Annotated in this window: 2 protein-coding genes; both read right to left on the bottom strand. The window is 33.5% G+C overall.

What is annotated here, in order from left to right; all coding sequences use genetic code 11:
* Positions 1–357: 357 nt before the first annotated feature.
* Positions 358–3663, bottom strand: coding sequence for a hypothetical protein (locus HYY52_00585; GenBank protein ID MBI2995194.1), 3306 nt, complete (start codon positions 3661–3663; stop codon positions 358–360).
* A 335-nt stretch (positions 3664–3998) separates the two neighbouring features.
* The gene (locus tag HYY52_00580) at positions 3999–21644 is read right to left on the bottom strand and encodes a hypothetical protein (GenBank protein ID MBI2995193.1); all 17646 of its coding nucleotides are present in this window, start codon (positions 21642–21644) and stop codon (positions 3999–4001) included.
* Positions 21645–21673 lie beyond the last annotated feature (29 nt).

The following is a 21673-nucleotide window of genomic DNA, read 5'->3' as shown; positions in this document are numbered from 1 at the left end:
GTTGGAGTTTCTGTTGGTGTTTCAGTTGGAGTTTCAGTAGGTGTTTCTGTTGGAGTTTCAGTTGGTGTTTCAGTAGGAGTTTCGGTTGGTGTTTCAGTTGGTGTTTCGGTAGGTGTTTCCGTTGGAGTTTCCGTTGGAGTTTCGGTCGGAGTTTCCGTTGGTGTTTCTGTTGGTGTTTCTGTTGGAGTTTCTGTTGGAGTTTCTGTTGGTGTTTCAGTTGGAGTTTCGGTTGGAGTTTCGGTTGGAGTTTCGGTTGGTGTTTCAGTTGGTGTTTCGGTAGGTGTTTCCGTTGGAGTTTCCGTTGGAGTTTCGGTTGGAGTTTCTGTTGGAGTTTCTGTTGGTGTTTCAGTTGGAGTTTCAGTAGGTGTTTCGGTAGGTGTTTCCGTTGGAGTTTCCGTTGGAGTTTCGGTTGGATGGTGTTTCAGTTGGAGTTTCAGTAGGTGTTTCTGTTGGAGTTTCAGTTGGTGTTTCAGTAGGAGTTTCGGTTGGTGTTTCAGTTGGTGTTTCGGTAGGTGTTTCTGTTGGAGTTTCAGTTGGTGTTTCAGTTGGTGTTTCAGTAGGAGTTTCAGTTGGGGTTTCCGTAGGAGTTTCAGTTGGTGTTTCAGTTGGAGTTTCAGTAGGAGTTTCAGTTGGAGTTTCGGTTGGTGTTTCCGTTGGAGTTTCAGTTGGAGTTTCCGTTGGAGTTTCTGTCGGAGTTTCGGTTGGAGTTTCAGTTGGAGTTTCCGTTGGTGTTTCAGTTGGTGTTTCAGTTGGAGTTTCTGTTGGAGTTTCCGTTGGAGTTTCTGTTGGAGTTTCAGTTGGAGTAGGACAAGGTTCGCAACCTGTTAGAGTGCAACAATTACCATTAGTACAAGCTGGACTACAAGCCTGACAAGAATAACTAACTGTGCCAGTATCAGGGTCATAACTAGAAGCGCAAGCTTGACTTACTGGATCGCACTGACTAGTACAGGTACCACTAGCACAATACTCGCAATTGGAATCATCGCAGTCTATAGGATCATTGTGGCAACCAGTTGCAGAATCACAAAGATCATCAGTACATGCATCACCATCATCGCAGTCTATAGGATCATTGTGGCAACCAGTTACAGAATCACAATAATCAGCAGTACATGCATCACCATCATCGCAGTTATCATCTGTCATACAACCACTTGTGGGAGGATATGGTGCTCCAGTTGGTGTTGCTGCAACTATCCATAAGAAATCATTAATTATTTTGCTTAGATTTGAATTATTTTCTTCTATGTAAGCACCATCTAAAAATTGAGAATTGAGAATTGAAAATTCAGGATTGGTTTCTGGAGTAGCAATGCTTGCACTAGTTAATTGATAGTTGCTGTTTAAATTATTGAGTGATAGAGAACTTATAACAAGATCGTATGTAAGTTCAACACCATCGAGGAATTGCAAACTGATTTCGAGGTTTCGAGGTTTCGAGGTTTTGAGGTAGGACACCGGTGGTATTTCTGCATTATCTGGTGGAGCAATTTCTTCTTGAGGCGAATTATTTATTTCAGGTGCTTGCTGGGTTTCTATAGTAGTATCTTCTGATTGCTGACCGCTGACCGCTGACTGCTGATCGCTAGTAATATCTTCTTCTACACTAGATGGCGGGATATATTCATCATCAGTGCTTGTAGGAGCAAGTTCTTCTGTTTGCTCATTTGTATCTGGTATTGGTTTCTCTATTGCTTCTTGATCTATACCTTCACTTTCAATTGTGCTTTGTTGAATTTTTGCTTCTTCTTCTACTGGGATTTCATTTTGTTCAGGAGGATTTTCGTCTTCAGTGACGCTACTATCAAGTGGAGTACCTGAAGAGCTGATAAATATTTCTCCACTTGATGAACTGCTAGATGAAGAAGAACTTGATGAACTGCTTGTAGTTGTTTGTGTACCAGGATAAGTAAAAGTTACGCCAGAACTTGAAGCAAGTCTATAATAAGACACAAGTAAATAATGGTCATCAGGATTTGCAGGATCAACAATTGTTTTTACTCCTGCTATAAGTTCATCTCCTGTAAATAGTCCGGTACTGCCTTCTGGATTTAAACTTGTAAATGATTTTTTTATAAAGTTTGTTGATATTGTGCTTTGAGGACTACTGCCATAAAAGTGATATGCCATTTGAAACATGCTAGTTGTTTTGTCAAAATCAAAAATTGTAAAGCCCTTAAAAGCGTTTTCATCAGTACTTGAAGTTAACTCACCGTATTTTTGTAAGTTTTCTGTTCTGTCATGAATAAAAGCAAGAGCGCCAATTGCAATATTATTTTTTCTTTCTCTTGTTTGTGTTCTAATTGTTTTTGTTGGTACTTCAATAAAGTTGTGAACTATTACCTGTCCGTTAACTGTTGCAGTAATATTAAATAAATCCATGTTGTCAATGTTTAAGCTTGTGTTGTAAGTACCACTTGTGCTTTTTACAATGCCTAAAGCTTCAATGTTTTGGTTTGATGTGTCTTTTGCTCTTATTAAAGATATTGCTGTGTCAGGTGTGTCTGGTAATGATGCAAATGAAATCACATTATTGTCATCATCTAGTAAGATTTGTGATGTGCCTGTGATGTTTATATTTTGAGTAGAAATATTTCCATCTTGAATTCTTGATACTGTACCAATTGGAGCTTCTTCAAAATCGTGGTGTTGGCTTGAACTTAAAATATTCAGGTTTATCCCTTGACCATTTGTTTGGATTTTTTGTTTTGGGAAAGTAGTTGAGTTAATAAAAGCGTTTGCTCCAAATCGTGTGCCATCATTTAAGTTTTGTACTTCAAGATTTACTGAAGTAATTGGGTTAAATAATCCAAATTGAGAAGAACCTCTAAATCTTACTGTTCCTGAAATTGTACTTGGATTTACTAAACCAATTTCTGAAGAGTCAATAGTTACATCTCCAAATCCTGTTTCAATATCAATTTGGTTTTCTAAAAATGATAAGAGACCATCTCTTGTACCAGTTATTGAAAGTTCATTTAATGACTGAACACCAATTCCATTACAAAATCCAGAGTTTACAACTGTTCCACCTGCCCCTGCTGCTAATGCTTTAACAGTTCTTTCAATTGTTGGCTCTTTAATATCTTTGTCCTTGGTACTTACAGTTTCTAATTCTTTTTGAATAGATTCTCTACTTGCAATTTCACCAAATCTATCTTTGTTTAAATCAATAATTACTCTAAGCTCACTGTATGAGTAAACAATTCCATCTCTAAAAACAATTTCATATAAAAGTTTTGACTCTTCATCGTTTGGAAATCTGTTAAAAATTGATTTAAATGCACTTAATCCAGCTTGTAATCTAAGGTTGTCATTTTTTTCTAAAATAGATTTAAAATAATTTACAACACTTTCAAAAACAACTTGTCTTTTCTTTTTCTTTAAGGCTATACATGCCAGGTTTACTATTTTTAAATCAGGTTCTTTTCCAAGAACAGTATTATATGCATAAACAATTGTGTACTTTTCTGCAATTGAGCAAGTAATTTGTGGCTGAGTGTTTTGATTGGTTTGTGTTTTTTCTTTTGTTTGTGTAGCTTTAGTCTGAGCAATTGCTGTGCTTGGATAAAAGAAACCTGCTGTCATTTCCAAGCAATAAGTAAGAGCTATCAGAGCTCTTACTAATTTTCTTAAAAATTGTTTTAGTTCATTTTTCAAAAAATATCCTCACATGCAAATATAAAATTAGGGATAACCTTTAAAACAAAAGTTACTTAATTTATTCTTCTGGCCATAAATTTGCCAGAGATTTGACTTTTAGAGCTTTAAAAATTTCTCCTTCCTCTTCTCTTCTTTAATTAATGTGCCCGAGGAAGCAGGAGATAAACCTGCTCCTTATCCCTTTTTTAGTTGAGAAATGGTAATTTTTACTTAATAAGGTTATAGGGAGACTAAAAAAGTGTCTTTATGAGACAAACATCACACCCAACGGTTTTTTCTGGCTACAATTTTTGTTAATTTAGTACGTTTAAAAAAGAAAAATCTGGGTATACTTATTTGTTTTTTATCTTTGGTTTTACAATATTAATTTCTAACTCGGCAATTATATTTTTATCATTGTCTTTGCTTGTAATAATTATTCTTGCAGTTCCTTGTGGTTCAAGTTTATGGATTGAAAGTTGAAGTTTAATCATGTCACTGTTTTTAAACTCAAGTTTAACTGGAATTACAAATGATTTATTTGTACTTGTAGTCCAGGTTGTTTTTAAAGAAGATGGATTTATTTTTGATAAGTCAGTTTTTGATTTAAGTTCTAGTAATATTTTTGAACCACTTGTAACAGTTCTTTTTAAATTAGTACCTTGAATTTCTTTTAGTGGTTCTGTAATAACTATGTCAAATTTAAATTTAATAGTTTGATTACATTTATTTGTACAAGAAGCAGTAATGGTGAGCTTTCCAGGAGCTATTGGTGTACCACTTATGATTGAAAAATTATAACTTGAATCTTTATTTTTCTCTTCTACTTTTAATCCTGAACTTACGCCAGAAATTGTAAATGAAGTAATGTCGTTATTTCCTGTAGCAATAATTGGAATTTCAAGAGGTATATTTAACTCGCTGGAAATTGAACTGCCATCATTGATACCTGCCTTTGGAGATGTAATGAATGGTGGTGAACATGTTGGTTTTTCTTTTTCTTTTTCTTTTGTAGTTGCAACTTTTTCTGTATCTACATCAGTACTTCTTGGTATTACTGCGATTTGAATTTTTGAATTATATGTTTTTTGATTTTTCCCTTTAATAGCTGCTTCAAGATTAATATTGCTTATTTTTAAATCAGTTGGTATTGTTAGTTCATAATTTTGAGCCAGTATGACATCTGGTGTTTTTTGAATTTTTATTTGTGTCTCGTTTTGTTTGTCCTTATCTTTAAGAGTAATTATATTAAATGCCCTGCCAGAATCCTCTTCCAGAGCGGCTTCTTTAAGAAATTGTTTTATCTTACCTGAGTCCTTATCATATTTTAAACAACAATTATTTAAATCTTCTGAGCCAGCATCAAGCTCATAACATTTTTCTTGTACACAAACTTCTGAACTTTTAAAGCTTCCACAATATCCACCATCAGCTGCAATGCATGATGAGATCCTGTCACTGTCTGTATCACTAACATCTGCAGCAGTTAAAGTTAATTTGTCGTAAACAGCACTGCAACCACGACAACATGCTTTCTTCTCTTCAAAATCATCTAAAGTTTTACAAAAATCATTGATACAATCATAAGCATTAAACCTAGCATCATATGGTAAGTTTTCAACATCTCTGCAGTATCTTTCTACACTTTCTAATATGGGTAAACATATTGGCGTTTCATTTGATTGTGATTCTCCACTAGAGGTAGCTTCATAACGAGCTTTGCATATTGCTTTAAGAGAAGATATACTACTACTACTCCCGCTGCTACTACTTATATTACTTGCACTTTCAGTGCTACTGGTTTCACTGCTTGTACTTGTAGTTATACATGCTGGCTGTAGCCTACCCGTACAGTGTGGTACATAAAAAATATTTGTGGTTTTACATTCAGCTTCTTTTGTATCTTTATTACAAGCAGGAGTTGGAACTTCTACTTTTCCGCTACTACTTGAAGATGCAGTTATTTCATTGACTAAACTTTTTGGCAGTGTACCTTTACAACTGCTTTTTGCAAACTGACTGCCTTTTGAGAATTTCCAAGACTCATTTGCAATGCAGCTGGCTAAGCTTATAGTGTCGCTTCCACAAATGCTTTCACTTTTACATTTATTTGTCTGGCTTATAGTAGACGAACTGTCAGGTGGGGATAATGTAACTTTGCTTGATGCTTGTGATCCAAGATACCTTGCATCTGGCAGTTTAAATTTAAGGATGTCACCATTTGCAGCTACTATATTTCCGTCTTCGTTTTCTCTTGTGAGAGATAAGTTTATTGGAGGAGCATTGCTAAAGAAATCTAATATATCTGAAGATGAGATTACATCCTTAGAACTTAATTTAAATAGTTTTAAATTTGCAGTATTAAAATCACTAAGTAAATTATTTTGTTTTTCTTTAGCTGTTGCAAGTATTGTAAAAGAGTTGATGTCTTGCGGTTTTGAGTTAGGTGGACCTTTAATATAAACTGTAAATGCTACATTTTCACCACTTAAATATGTGTAATATTGTTCTTCTTTTTGTTTTGGGTCACGACTTTTTATAGAAGGTGAATATCTTGAAGGAGTTTGTAAAACTAAAATTACTTCGTAATTTACTGGTGGCGCACCAGAAGAACTGGATGATTTACCACCACTACTTGAACTAGAACTTCCACCTGAGCTGCTTGAACCACCACTTGAACTAGAAGATACTTCACCACTTGAACTACCACTAGATGAGCCACCGCTTGAGCTGGAAGATGCTTCACCACTTGAACTGCCACCAGATGAACCACCACTTGAGCTGGAAGATACTTCACCACTTGAACTGCCACCAGATGAACTACTACTTGAACTTGATAATTCAGAAAGTGGAATTAAAGGACTACAAAAATTACCTTCTGGTCCCCCAGCAAGTAAAACCCAATTATAAGGACAACTTCCTGTCTTAATTTCTCCAATATTTTTATTAAAATATGCACAACTTGTTACTCCACTTGGAAGATAAGCACAAAATCCTCCTTCCTCACAGTCTTCTTTTGATTTAGAACATAATTTAATATTTTTTTGTAGGGACGAGGTTACCTCGTCCCTACGTGTGATTTTTGTTTTACAACAAATATTTCTTCCTGATAAATCAACATACTCAGATTCAATTAATCCGCTTGTACAGGGCAATGAAGCACCAGTTGTCAAATCTATTCCTGATGCTACTTTTCCGCCTTCACAAATAAATTCACATTTCCCTTTTTCTAAGTTTCCTGAGCTCTGGGTACAAAAAAAACCTTCTTCATATTTGCAGTCTACATAATTTTTGCAAGTATCTTCTTTTTTGCCTTGAACTGTAATGAGATCGTTTTTGCTAAATTTTAAAGTAGAACCAAAGTGGTTACCATCTAGGCTTATCTCTTTCTGGCTCCCAAAAAAAAAGCTAAGTGGTGGTAACATTTGTTGATCTTGTGAAGGATTTATTGGAGTAGGAGAATTTAATTTTAAGTTATCAGGTATAGTTGGATTTATAATGTTTGGTTCTAGAAACGCTTTTGTTTTAACACAGAAATTTTCTTCTTTTCCTTTATCTTTTTTCCTTCCAGGAATTCTAATTTCAGTGCTAGTGCATGGACTGTATTTAACTTCTCCAAATTTGCTTATTTTTTCTTGAGGGTTATAAATGCATCTTCCTAAGCCATTTATATCAATGCAAAAGATTTTTCTAGGATCTGAAACACCAAGCACTTTTTCACAATCTTTAGATTCTTTACATTCTTCTTTAAATCCACCAGAACTTGATGAGCTTGAACTTGAACTTATACTTCCAGATGAACTACCCCCACTTGAACTGCTTGCATATTCTCCACTGCTTGATGAAGTAGATTCTTGTTTATCTTTTGATTTTTCTTCTTTTGATTTATCTGATTCTCCTTTGTCACTTTTTACTTCTTCTTGTGATTGAGTATCTCCAGGCTGACCATCAAACATTGCAGAGCCAAATAAACCTCCGCCGAGACTTAAAATTAACATTGTTTGACCGTTATTTAATAATGGATTTACATCTAGATTAGATTCAACAGAACCCTTGCCAGTAGATTTACCTTTAGTATCGTCAGTAGCCATAAGCATAATATTAGGGTCTTCAATTATTGGGAAGAAAAGTAAATTGTGATTATAATTTTTTTCATTTACTTTTGCAAAAATAAGATAGTGACTTTTTCCATAGCTTGAAGTTATAACAGAGTCAGTTATATAGCCGTCATAAACACTTGAAATATTTAGCTTGCCTTTTTCTACTAAACTTAAATCTGCAATAGAATCATCTGAAGTGTCTTCATTAAATTTAACTTTATAAACCTTTCCTACGTTTTCAGTGTTTGAACCAGCAACTACTAATTCTTGAGTAAGCTTATTAAACACAACTGGACCAGCTACTGCTGCTGTAATTGGCTTTGTACATTCATCTTTAAAGTCTATAGAAGTATCAACTTCAGTTATTAACTTAAGTTCAAATATTTCACCTGTTTGAGTTATTTTGTAGATTGAAAGTTTACTGTCTCTGTATTTGTAATTTATTGGTGAACTGCTAAAGAAATCAAATCCTTTTACTACAAAGTCTCCTTGTGATTCATTGCAAGCTACTTTCTTAAAGAATTTTGATTCACCTTTAATTCCACCGCTCTTGGTTATAAGATTATCTTCAGTTTCTTTAGTAAGTATGAAACCACTGCTTACTAAGATTTCTCCTTCTTCATTTTCTACTTGTTGTGGATTTGTGTCTTGTGGGTTTTGGAATAAGGTACCAAACAGATCACCGCTACTACTTGAGCTTGATATCTTACCACCACTACTTGAAGTAATTGGTTTAGGTTTTGTTGGCTTAACACTTGTATCATCTTCTTTTTCTAAATCACTTACCTGGACACATTTAAATAAATTATTTCCTTGTATACATTTTGGTCCATTACAACATATAAGTGTATCCCTGTCGCAATCTATGTTTCCATCATTTATACATGTAATAGTTTTTCCTTCTTGGCATCTTAGTACTCCATTCTTACAAGAGCAACAAGGAGTACCGGTTTTTATAGATGTAGCTCCGCTGCTAGATGATGAAAGTAATTTTTTACCACCTGAACTGGAAGATGCAATACCTTGGCTGCCTAAAACTAAAATTTCTCCTTGTAGTTCATTAAATATCTCATTTAACTTTGTATCTTTTAAAGTACAATTTACTTCTAACGACTGATCTGTTTTACCTAAGTAAGGTGCTTTGTAAATATACTCTCTAATGTTATAAGAATATTCTTTTCCTCTGTTAGGGTAAGTAAAATTAGATTCTGCAAAAGGTCTTCCGCAGCAGAAATCACAAGTATCTATGCTGCACAATAACTTGCATTGTCTACAAATGTCACATTTTGTAGCATTTGGATTATTACTAAATTGATTAAGGCACGTTTGACAACCCAGATCAATTGATGGAACTAAATTTGGTGTTTCAATTATTCTACAGTCTTGATTTGAATAACCTATTAAGTTGCCATTTAAAGTTGGATCCACAGCAAGTCCTACTTTTGAATTCCATTTATAACCTTTTGCAGCTAGTCCTGCTAGTTCAGCAAATTTCCACCAGCCAGTTAGTCCCTGTATATTCAATGGTTCTAATCTATATCTGTTATTTCTTTTTATTTCATCTAATGAAAGTGATCTGTTATAAATTCTTATTTGTGCAATTTGTCCAGGGAAAGTACTAAAAAAGAAATTTCCCCTGCCATCTCTTTCAGGTTCTGTTCCTCCAATAGATGCTTTTGAAAAATCAAATGGAATTTTGATACCAGATGAATCAAGTTCACCATTTATATATAGTTTTGTGGTGGAGTTATTGCTTGTAGCTGCTAGATGATACCATTGGTTAGGAACTAAATTAGTTTGCCCACTTATACAGATTGAATTGCCTGTGGAGCATGCTACATTATATATATTATTGAATTCACTATTAACATCTTTAATTACTTCCAATGTATTTTTTCCATAGCCATCGGTGTGTACTCTAAAGATATTTTTTGGTGTAACTAATATTGTTCCTTCAAGTGTATTGCCACTTATGGTTCCTGGATTAGTAAGTTTAATAATAGCTTCAATAGTCCATTCTGTAAGCTCTTCTGATTTAAGTGATGTTTCTATTTTTTGTGGTTTATTTGAATCAAATGTTATTCCAGTTGCAGGCACTGTTAAATCATTCATAGAAACAAGATCAGCAGACTGACCACCAATATTGCAAGAGACACTTGAAATGCTATTGGTAAGATTGCTACCTTCTGGTAATCCATTCCCTTCATCAATAACATAAGTGCTAAATGTTTCTCCTGGTTTTATCCCGCCTTTTGGTGGTATGAGAAGTTTTGCACCTGGCGGGATTTTGTCTTGTGCAAAAGATATTTCTGGTGCACCACTTGAAGCTTGTGATGTAGAAGTTCCTGAGAACGTATTTAGTTCAGCTGTGTAATTGTCTTTAATTTGTTCTTCACTTAGTGGAACTGTGTAAATTCTTACTTTTGCAATTTCACCAGCGAAGTGATATTTATTTCCACCAGGTGTCTTTCTGTTTCCTATTCTTAAAATGTTTCCTTTTAATAAATTCAAGTAAGCTGTATCTTCTTTTGTTGCTCTAGACACGTTGCTGACTTTATCTGGTGAGACTTCTTTTAATGTTTGTAATACACCATTTATGTACAAGTTTTGTACTGCAATGAGAATACAATTTCTTCCGGAGATATCACATTTGATTTGATTTTTATCTACTACATAAGCTATGTGATACCAGGTACCTGTTTCAAAGTCTGTCAGTGTAGACGATTGAAGTTGTATGCCATCTTTGTTTTGTATTTGAATACCAAATTTATTTCCAACTGGATAACCTGCATAAATTCCTATGTGATTATCTGTGCCATCTTCTGATATGGATAAAATATAAGTTTGAGGTTGGTTATTTCCCATGAAATTATTTACTTTTACCCAGGCTTCAATTGTTCCTGTATTTGTAGTTAATTTAACAGGGTCTCTTTTTTCTAAATATGTATCAGTTCCATTAAAGCCTAGTGCATAAGGATTTGTAATTCCATCTCCCATCCAATTGCTTTTTGTATCCCATTTAAAATTATTTAAAGCTAAACTATTTGTAGCTTTAACAGTTGAAATATCATTCCATACTGAGGTCATATTAGTGCTTGCAGCTTTAGCAGTTAATTGTTTTCCATCTACGTTTGAAGCATCTAATAAGAGCGCAAGACTGTTTTTATAAACTTTAGACATTAGTTGGCAATCATAGCTTACATCTACATAGGATAAAATCTTAAAGCTTTCTTCTGGAACTAAACCATATAAGTCATTTAAATACTTATAACCTTCAATATACTTACCACCTGTCCAACTGTCTATCTTTGTTACCTGCGGGAAATACCAAAAAGCTTTTGTAGAAGGTAAAAATGATTCTTGTACTTCAGATGGTAACTTAGCATCATTTTTAATTTCTTCATCTGTAAGTACTCTGTTTAAAATCTTAAGCTGGTGTATTGAAATATTTGAATTATGATTCCATAATTTCTTTTCTGCAATTGTAAGTGGACCAGGAGTATAGTTTAGGGATGTATTTTGAAAGTTACTAGCAGTAGAAGGATAATTATTAACTCCTTCTAGTACTCCATCTACATAAATTTTGTAATTAGTTCCATCTATTACTCCGTAAATAGTATGATAGTTACCATCAGCAATATCACTTTTTCCTTGTGCTCCAACTACAGTTCCTTTTATCTCATTTAAAAGTGTTGCTCTATGATCAAGACTAAGTAAGGTAAAGTAATTTCCTTGATCATTAGTTACTGGTATATCAAGGTTGTTGTCAGTTAATATTACTGCTCCATCTCCATATGGAGTTGTAGTTTCATTAAGGATTGCAACTGTAGTTGATATTGAAATAATATTAGGTTTAGGTAGTGTACAAAGAATATTCTCAGATAGTGAACAGTTAGGAGCTTCGCTAGGACAACACTCAGGACCATGATTACCACAAGCTGGAACATCTGAAGAATTCCTACAAGTTGTACTAAATCCGCTTGAACAAAATGCCTTGTTTGATGCTAGAAATCCATTATTATCATAATTACAATATGGTTTGCCAAAGGAAGGATTTGAAATATCTAACCTATTTAATCCTGGTGCCCATCCAGTTAGTATAAGTCCACATTCTACACTGCTGCCTGTAGTACTTGCTAAACTACTTTCAGATATCTCAGTATATTTTTTATAGCTTTCATAATTTTTCTTTACTGTTTCACTTGTATAAGCTGTTTTAGAAAATTTTAAAAATGATACTTTTCCTCTAAATGCATCACTAGCAGATCTTCTATTGTCACGAGTTCCTATTGATGCTTCAGATGGATCTTTAATAATAGATGGAAGAGTCTGTGTCCAGATTTGGTTCCCATTTAAATATAATTCAGCTTTGTTACTTTCTCGTTTTAAATAAACTATGTGGTACCATTTTTTAGGTTTAAGTGGAGTAACAATATGTGTATTTTCAAGTATAAGATTTCCACTTTCGTCAATTCCAACTTCAGTGACTATACCATCTCCTTTATCCTTTAATCGGAAAATCAGATCATAATTAACTCTACTACTATCAACGCTTATTAATGTCTCTAAAGTAAAAGCGTTTGTATCTTCAATGCCTTGAAAAGCAGAACCGCTTATTAAAATAAAATCATCTACCCCGTCAAATTTTATACAGTTTGGATTTTGAGGATTTTCTTGTGTCCAGTTACTACTAAAGCTGTAGTTAAAGTTAAATAGTTTTGTAATAATCCCCTTATTAAAATCATCTTCTTCACTTGCTAAACTATCAGTGTATTTAGCTAAATTAATCCACCACTTATATTTTTGTTGTGCTGCTTGTGCTGTATTTAAATTATTTCCATCAATATTTGTAGGATCTAAATTTAAAAGCAGTCTTTCATTTTCAGGTATATTTACTGGTGGACAACAAGCATTACAGTCTTGCATCATGCATGCAGCTTCACAATAATTACATTTGATGCAATTTGATTTATTTGTTTCTTCATATAATTTTAAACAATCTCTACAAGGATTAATTAGCTCGGCTTCTGGATATTCTGGATAAGGATTATAGTCATATTCTGGGCCACTTGGGAAAAAGCAAACACTAGGACTTGTAGTAATTCCAGATGAAGATGAGCTGCTTCCTAAAGTACCTGAAGAAGAACTGCTTGTAGCTTGTGTTCCAGTAGGAAACTTTGATGCTTCAAGTAAGTAAACATTTTTTATTTGAGATTGTGTGCGAACATAATTATATATTCTTACAGCACTTATAAAACCAGTAAAGAAATCACTAGTTCCTAAACCACCTATTGTTAAAGGTGTATCATTTACTATTGAATCGTATAATGCATCTTGAGTTATATTCAGTTCTTGTTCATCACCATTAATATATAGTTTTAGTCCATTACTAGTCTCAGAGCCGTTGTATGTAAGTGTTAAATAATACCATTTATTTTCTTGTACCCTTTGTCCTTTTGTTGCTACTCGAAGTCCATCTGCATAGCTACTAGAAAGAGATGCACTTAATGTTCCATCAGCTGTTAGGTATAAGTTATAACCTCTTGCAAAATTATTTACTTTTCCAACAATTGTTGATTTTTCTTCTAGTTTAGTTGATTTTATCCAAACTGAAATAGAAAACTTGTCTGTTTTTTCAAATAATGTAATGGAACTTACACTGAGAAAATCATTTTTACCATCAAATCTTAGTGCTGATGGATTAGTACTTGTGTTTGCACCGCTCCAGCCGCTAAATAAACTTGATGGAATTGGAAAATTATTTAATATACCATTATTATTATTTCCTGATAGATCTGTCCAAATAATATCTGTACTATCTTTATTTGCAAAACTACCTGCTCCATCAATGTTCCAGGCTTTAAACTCAAGGAGTAATTTTTCTTCAGGTGGAGTTCCTCCAGTAGTTGTCGAAGATGTAGTGCTTGTTGTAGCTGGTATACAGTCAGCACTGTCTGCGCAAATATTTGAATTTGTCTCACAGCAACCGTTTACACAACAATTTACTCCACATTGAGTGTATGCACATCCTTGTATTATTTCTCCACCACCTGTTGTGGTTTCTATAGTACATGTAGAAGAACACCCATCTCCGTTTGTAACATTTCCATCGTCACATTGTTCACCACCTGCAGCATAGATATAAGTATCACCACAAGCAGCATTCATACAGACATTTATACAGGCATCAGTATTAGTAACATTACCATCATCACATTGTTCACCACCAGCAGCATAGACATAAGTATCACCACAAGCAGCATCCATGCATGATGTAGTACAAGCATCTGTGTTGTCAACATTTCCATCATCACATTGTTCTACACCTGCTCTGACTATACTGTCTCCACAAGCAGCATTCATACAAGTATTTGTACAAGCATCAGTATCATCGGCATTTCCATCATCACATTGTTCTACACCTGCTCTGACTATACTGTCTCCACAAGCAGCATTCATACAAGTATTTGTACAAGCATCAGTATTGGTGCCATTACCATCATCACATTCTTCACCACCAGCAGCATAGGTGTAGCTATCGCCACAAGCAGCATCCATACAAGAGTTTGTACAAGCATCAGTATTGTCAACATTTCCATCATCACATTGTTCTACACCTGCTCTGACTATACTGTCTCCACAAGCAGCATTCATACAAGAGTTTGTACAAGCATCAGTGTCATCAGCATTTCCATCATCGCATTGTTCACCACCTGCAGCATAGACATAAGTATCACCACAAGCAGCGTTCATACAGACATTTGTACAAGCATCAGTGTCATCAGCATTTCCGTCGTCACATTGTTCAGGTGTAGCAGCCATTGTATCTGTAATTCCATTTGGACAAGTTTCATTAGATAAACAATTAGCAGAACAGCCGTCACCATCGTCTGTGTTTCCATCATCACAAACTTCGGCACCTTCAACTACACTGTCTCCACAGACTTCAGCTTGTACTAAGAATAAATCATGAATTGTGAAATCGAGATTTAAGTCATTGAAGTAGCTGCCGTCGATTGTTGAGGTTGCAAGGTTGCAAGGTTTCAAGGTCTGATCGCTGAGTGCTGAGTGCTGAGTGCTGAGTGCTGAAACATAAGCAATTGAATAATTAGGGTTATAGTTACTTTGTACCATAGCTGGTACACATTGTATGGTTAAAATGTTTTCATGATCGCAAAAATCAGCACAATCACCACAATTTTCATAATCTACTTTACAAGAATCTGCACCAATAGTACACATTCCACAATTTATTCCATTGCCGTTATTGCAGTTAAAACAATTTTTTCCATAAACTGAAGTATAGCTAGTAATTTTTTCTCCAGCCTTACAATAAACAAATTCAGAACGATTATTATTAATATCTGTATCAGTTAATTTATATTCTTGTTTTCTAATTGTTATAGTAAATGTTACTTCATTACTTGTACTAAAATCACCAGGATGCCCGTCAGTTGCATTAGCCATGAATTCAAAAATTGCTTCTTCTCCATTTTGTCCATAAGCAAAGTAATCTACTTCAGAAGGAGTAATAGAAATAGTACCTTGTTGTCCATTAAATACGATTCCAGAGATTGGATTTTGAGCATCCCATGTAACATACTCCACTAAAGGATTTGTAGTACTTATGTGGTAAGTAAGAGTATCATTATCCTTGTCTCCTGCCATGAGCTGAATAGTTTTTGGATTCCCCTGGACTAAAATATTTCCTGGGTTTTCAAGTACAGGTCTATTATTGCTGTCTTTAATTCTAAGATTAAAAACAATTAATTTTGATTTTAGTCTTCCGTCATCTGCTTGAACTTGAATTTCAAAATCATTTATTGACATGATATTTATATCTGTAATCATGTTTGGTATGCCTGTAATTTTTGCATTCTCATTGTCTATAGATAAATCAGGAGGTAACCAGCTAATTAGAAAACTTAATTTATCTTTGTCAGGATCACTTGCTTCAAAGTTAATTGTGCATAAGTTGTTATCCTTACATTCTTTGTCTCCTGGATTTTTTAATATAGGTGCTCTGTTTCCGTCTGAAAAAGTTATAATAAATGTAATTTCATTTGAAGTACTGTTTTGTTTATTGTCTGTAGCTTTAACCATAAATTCATAGATGTAAAAGCCTGTGCCATCTTTTATATTTTGTCTTGTACCTGAAAAGATTCCTGTGTTACGATCGAAATTTATGCCTTCTGGTAAATAGGAAGCTCCAAAATAAGAACCTCCTTCTTCTTCATATCCTGCTGCTCCATATCTTCCCCCACCATAAATTCCAAACGGAATAAAATCACTACCAGTTCCTCCTTGTCCTTGTTGTGAAATTGATTCATCACCTTTTCCTCTTATGCTTGTTATTGCGTATGTTATTGGATCATTATCAGGATCAATACCTCCAACAGAGATTGCAAAAGATTCTTGTGTAGTTATAATTCGATCTCCAGGTGAGGTTAATACTGGAGGTCTGTTGCTATCAACAACTGAAACATTAAATGTAACTTCTTCTGATTTTCCTCCTCTGCCATCTTCTACATAGGCCATGAAAGTAAAATCATTAACTGACATGGCAAAAAGACTGCTGACATCATTTGGTACTCCAGTAATTAATCCGTTTTTAGTAATATACGTAAGTTGAGCTTTATCTCGTTGTGAACAGTCTAGTTCAAAATCAGTAAGAGGATTTCGTAAAAGATAGCTGCAAATATTATAAGGAATTATAGTATAAACAGTCCATTTTAAAGGATCACCATTTGGATCTTGTGCTGGAATATTAAATGAAAATGGTTTATTGTCAGAAGCTATTTTATTTCCTGGGTTTGTAATTTTAGGTGGCAGATTTGGTCCTGTACTAGCTGGGACTTTTACAACTAAGTTTACCTTTTGAGGTTCTGCTTGTGCTCCTTTGTTGTCCTTTGCAATAAAAGTAATAGTGTACGTGTCAGCACTATCTGGTATACCTGTAAATGTACCCGTTGCTCTTTCTGCATCATAAGTAAAATTAGCCCATCCTGGCAGGTCTTTGGCCTTAATAGTAACTGTATCACTATCATTTAAGTCAGTAGCTTTTACTGTAAAAATGATTTGCTGATTTATAAAATATAAATCGCTTACAAGAATCTCATTAAAACTTGGGGGTTGATTACCAATAATAGTTGAAGTAGAAGCATTGCTTGCTATTCCAATTCCAACAGGTGAACAAACAAATTTTTGTCCTGCAAAATTTGCTTTTAATGATATGTGTTGTGCTAAATCATTTGAGTCAGTTGCTTTATAGCCAGTAATTGGATTTTTAAGAGCTTCATAAAACTTCCAGAATCCAATAATGTTTTGTCTTAGTGAGGCAGTAACATCATTTAAGCTTTGGAACTCTGATTTTACTTCATCACCAGGTAAATCTTTGTTGTAAATTTTAACTATACTTATACCAAAGTCTCCGGTACCTGCTCCACTATAACGACTTGTGTACAAATGATGCTTACCAATAGCAAATGCTTCATTGGCAATATATTCAGAGGTAAGGCCAGAGTCAAGACTGTAACGACCAGAATAATTATTTTCTCCTTGTAAATCCCCGTCCACATATATTTCAAGTTTGTTACTACTTCTAACACCAGTTATAAGGTGATAATTACCATCTAAAATGTTTGAAGTTCCAATTGCTCCATTTATTTGGCCAGGTCCATCTAAGATAAAAGTAGGTACACCTTTTATAGTTAACAATGTTAACGCTTGGTCTGTTCCTATTGTTTTATGAGTAAGTAAAATTGCTCCTTTTTCACCATATCCTTCTGTACTGATTGGTATAAATCCTTCAGAGTTTACTTTTACATAAGTGCTAAATGTAACATTTGTATTGTTTTGAATTAATCCAAATGGAAGAGAAATATGCTCCCCTACCTTGGTATTAATAGCTAGTCCACAATTTATGTCAGATGGTTTTGATGATAAAGCTGCACCACTAGCACTAAGGACTGCTTTAGCAGTTTGTATGTCTGTGTATCTGAATAATTCAAGTGAATAATTATTTCTAGCTTCTGAATCTTCTAATGCAGTATTAAAAATCCTGACTAATGCAATTTTGCCTTTAAATAAATTTTCTGTTGAGATTTCTCCTGCACCAATTAAAACTGATAAAGCCCTGTTTACAACTGTTCTTTTCATCTGTGACCATACAGCTTTACCATCTAAATATAATTTTGCTGCATTTCCTGAATTCTTAGATAGTACAAGATGGTGCCATTTACCAGGAGTTATTTTTACATTTGTATTTGTTTCATCATGGTCATATGTAGTTACAATGATATTATTTGTGCTGTCGATTTCTATCTTTTGATCACCACCTCTTGCAAAAAGACTAATTGTTTCTTTAAATGTTGGATCAACATTAAATACAATTTCAATTGAGTAACTATTTGATGAACGTAATGAATCAAATGCATCAGCTGGTATAGAAATAAAGTTCATACCATCAAAGCTAACTGAAAATGGATTAGATATTGAACCATCTCCAGTCCATAAATTAGAAGTTAGTGTTCCTTTGTAAGTAGAGTTACTTATGTCAGTCCATGTAGAGGTATTTAATGATGCTGCATCACTTGCTGTTTTACCTTTACCATCAATATTACTTGCATCAAGAGCAAAAATTAAATTATTTGTTGAAATTACTGGTACTTCAGTATTACCAAATATACTAGCTGCAGCACTTGATATATTGCTGCTGGTGATGCCTTGAGAAAAATCAACTGTTCCACTTGAAGAAGCTTTTTTAGCAGTAGAAGTACCACTACTGCTAGCTAGTACACTATCTGAGCCTTCTGGTGGTTTTTGAGTTGTTACTTTATCTGTAGTTTCAATGTCATAGGTTGAAACAGCTAAAAATAAATCTTTTGATTTTGGATTTTGAAACAAAGTTGCACCACCAATAAGCCTGTAAACATCTTCAGATGGAGATCTTAGTTGTGCTGGTAAATCCATAAAATAAAAATTCTTATATGCTTTTGTATTTCCAGGTGATTTATCTTTTATGCCTTGTTCACTTGAGACAGTAAATAAGCTAAATCCTTGAAAACTTTTTAAAAAGTTATTAAGGTTATCCTCAGAGTCTTCTATAAAATTTGGAATTGAAACCAGAATATTATTTAAATATTGTTTTATAGCCATTGACTTTAAGTTATGAGAATAATATGAAAGTGCTATGTATTCATCTTGGTTGTTTAAGTTTTTAGCTTCAGATACTTGTAATCTATTGCTTTTATATTTAATATTAAAAGGAACTCCAAATACTCCCATGATGTTAAAACTTTGTTCATTTGTTGTGCCTTGAATATTTTTTAGGGTTATTGGAGCCTTGCCTTGATCTCCAAAAAAGTATAATGCACTGTTTGATTCAGCATCTAAATCATCTGGCGGAGTATTTAATAGTACAAATAATTCTTTTGAGTTTGGTAAATTGCTTACAAGTGTAGGATAAAAATTGTTTTGGCTAAAATCTTGTGGACTGGAAGTTATTGTGTCTGTATTTCCTAAATATATTTTATTGTCAGTTGATAATCCAACTAATTTATTGCCTCTGCTTAAAAGTGTGGTTGATCTGCCGTATGTGCTAATTCCGTTTCTATCTATAGGTAAATAATCTTTTTTTACTAATGGATAATATAAATCGCCTGGGTCTGTTGGTTTTAAGGATAAAATGCTTACAAAATTAACTCCTCTTGCTCCTGCTGAAATTTTTATATCATCTGTTGAAGGAGGATTTCTAGATATATCTAAGTCTGCAGAGTGATAACCACGATCAAAGGTTGGCAAATTAAACATAGTGGGATCAGTAGGAATATTTATAGAAATAGTTGGTGTAGTAGGACCATCTGCAATGGAAAGAAATTTTAAATTCTTTTCAGTTTCAATAGCTTCTTCACTTACTTTTTCTTTAGTGTATTTTTCTTTTTCCTTACTTTCAGAAGTAAGATTTTTTTTGCAATCAGTTAAACTTTCTATTTTTGAGCAATCACTGATTAAGTTAGTTAAATACAGTGAAGCTAAAAAACCATTTACATGAAGTGGATTAGAAGGATCATTGCTTATTTCTAAATATGGTAATGAAGCAAATAATATTCCTGATTCAGGATTAATACTTATATCAGAAATTGCAGTTGAAAATGTAAAATCAGAACCCAGTGGTTTATATTTTGAATCTGATAAAACCTTGATTATTCTTGGGTTATTTAAATTGATTACATATGGTGAGCTAGCTGGTACTATACCTGCTAAGGTCGTTGAATCTTTTTTAAAAGTTCTTATGACATTTGAATATACTTTGTCTGCAATAAATATATTTTCTCCTTGTACTTCAATTGGACCATTTATGCCATAAGATTTGCCACTACAATTTGGACTGTCAAATACTGTTGAGATATCTGATACTCCTTTAATTTCAATATTGTTGTTAGTAAAATCTAACTTAAATACAGCTAATCTTGTATCATACAAGCCTTCTTTGTAATTAAAAACACTAGGTGGTAATCCAGTGTCTGGATATATCCAGCTTTTTCCTTCTTGTAAATATTTAGGATAATTTTCTTCGTAAAACTTTTTAAAATCAATTCCATTGTTTACTGAATATGAAATATATAAGTAATTGTTTTTTATTTTAATTCCGCCAATATTACTAATTTTATGACCAAGTAAGTTTTCTAACTCTTTACCCCAGATATTTATTTTTGAAAGTATTTTTGTTTCGCCATTATTTTCTGTATCTTCATTTACTATAAAAACAGTCAAACCATACTCGTTAATTAAATTTTGTTTAAGCAATGATAGGATATCTGTATATTTGTAGGTATCAGGTAGAACATAACCACTGACTGCAAATGTATTTGTTGATCCTGAAATGTTACTTGCGTCAACCTCAAAATAATTAGTATGGTTTTTTGTAAAATCAATTAATTGAGTAATGTTTTTTACTGATATTGGTGCTTTATTGTCTTTTTTCCAAAGAGATGTTAAACGTCCATCTTCAATTCCAAGTAGTAAATAGCCGCTTGGTGTTACATCAAGTCCGTTTGAAAACCCGGTGTAGTGATTTGAAAAAGTTTCTTTTGATCTGTTAATAGTTCCTTGGTTTGCAGATACATCAAATCCATACAAATAAGGCTTATGTGCATCTCCTCTTGGATCTGCACCAACAGCATAAAATTCATCTCCTTGGTTATTAAAACTTGTTTGAGGTAAGAATCCTCCTAGGATTGTTTCATCTTTAGTTTTAATTGCATCAGATGCTGCACCAATTAAGTTTTGAATAGTAGAAGAAGAAGTAGTAACATTTATAAATTTTCCATCTGAATTATAAGTAAGCCCAAAAGATGTTGGATAGCCTAATAAACTCCATGCTAGTTTGTGATTTTTTATGCTGTGATCAAGATCTGAAAATCTAGTTTGGTTAGCACTAAGTAGTGATAATGTGACTGAATTAAAAGGATTATCTAGTTTGACTTTTGTTTGTGGTGAAGCCATGTAAAAGTCAAGAATGTCTAAATTAATTACATTGCATTTTTTTTCTTCGTTTTCAGTATTTGCAGCTTGTGCTAATAGAAAATTATTTTTTACTTTATTTTCTAAGTATTTAACTGAATTTTTTATTGTAATTTCTTTATCTCTGGAATAAATTTCTTTTGCTAAATTTATAATTTCTTGGTTTTTAGGATTATCAATATCTAAAACATTTTTATATGCATATGAAATATAAGAAAGATCATCATAAGTTAGTTTGTCTCTTATATGATTATCGTTACTGATTGAGTAAGCTGGCAAAAATTGATTTATTACAAATGCTGTGGCAAGCAAAAAAGCAAATATAGACTTAGCAAATTGCTTTATGTTTAATCTTGGATTGCAATAATTATTCATTACAGATTTTTTCTGGTGGCCTGATTAAG

The organism is Candidatus Melainabacteria bacterium (assembly GCA_016193285.1).
GTDB lineage: Bacteria > Cyanobacteriota > Vampirovibrionia > 2-02-FULL-35-15 > 2-02-FULL-35-15 > JACPSL01.
This window is presented reverse-complemented; position numbering and strand designations above follow the sequence as displayed.

Coding starts and splice junctions, on each gene's coding strand:
- HYY52_00580 (MBI2995193.1), bottom strand. CDS start 21,644: ATGAATAATTATTGCAATCCAAGATTAAACATAAAGCAATTTGCTAAG.